The following is a 1,046-nucleotide window of genomic DNA, read 5'->3' on the forward strand; positions in this document are numbered from 1 at the left end:
CTAGGCCGTGTTGCGAAGTCGTCTGTCACTGCTCTCGGAGCCAGTGGTTGATGGCGGCAATGTGGATGCTGGCGAGGTAGCGGACGGCGAGTTTGTCGTAGCGGGTAGCGACAGCGCGGTGTTGTTTGAGCTGGTTGATCCCGCGCTCGACAGCGTTGCGATCTCGGTAGCGGACCGGATCGCATGCCGGTGGCCGGCCACCGGCCCGGCCGCGGTTGCGGCGGTGACGCAGCTGATCGGCCGGGCTCGGGATCGTGGCCGCGATGCCACGGCGGCGCAGCCAGGCCCGGTTGGCGCGGGAAGAGTAAGCCTTGTCGGCCAGCACCCGATCCGGACGCTGCCGAGCCCGCCCTGCTCCCTGGCGCGGAACGGCGATCGCGTCGAGAACCAGCGGCAGGTGCGGGCTGTCACCGGCTTGACCGGCGGTGACCAGGATTGCCAAGGGTTTGAGTCCCTGCTCGCAGGCCAGATGCAGTTTCGTGGTCCACCCGCCCCGCGAGCGGCCCAACCCGTGATCGACAGGTTCACCCGCAGCGCCGGGACGGGCGCCGGCAGCGTGCTGATGGGCGCGCACGATCGTGGAATCGACACTGACCTGCCAGCGGATCTGACCGGCTGCGTCGGCGTAGACCTGCAGCATCTTCCAGATCAACAGCCACGAGCCGTTGTGCTGCCAGCGCCGGAACAGCCCGTAGACCGCTTGCCAGGACCCGTATCGGGTGGGGACGTCGCGCCAGGGTGAGCCGACCCGGGTTCGCCAGCGGATGCCGTCGATGAGCTGGCGTTTGTTCCATTGTGGCGGGCGGCCCGCCTTCTTCGCGCGGGGCAGCAGCGGTTCCAGTCGTGCCCATTGGGCGTCGGAGAGATCCGCTCGCCGCGCGGCCGTTACGCTGGCCACGAGGTCTCCGGTGAGTGCATGTTCTGCTTGGTCGCTGAACACCACTACCGGAGACCTCGCCACATCACCTCACCGGGACGTGTAGCCGGTCAGCAGATTTCAGGCCACCCCGTGCGACCTGCGCACATCACTTCGCAACACTGCCTAG

General features: G+C 68.0%; 1 protein-coding gene. It reads right to left on the reverse strand.

The window, feature by feature from the left end; genetic code table 11:
• Positions 1–25: 25 nt before the first annotated feature.
• On the reverse strand, positions 26–898 hold the full coding sequence (locus tag ACFUUZ_RS31720) for an IS5 family transposase (protein ID WP_378702732.1): 873 nt from the start codon (positions 896–898) through the stop codon (positions 26–28).
• Positions 899–1,046: the final 148 nt, after the last annotated feature.

It is taken from the genome of Nocardia sp. NPDC057353 (genome assembly GCF_042667085.1).
Taxonomy (GTDB): domain Bacteria; phylum Actinomycetota; class Actinomycetes; order Mycobacteriales; family Mycobacteriaceae; genus Nocardia.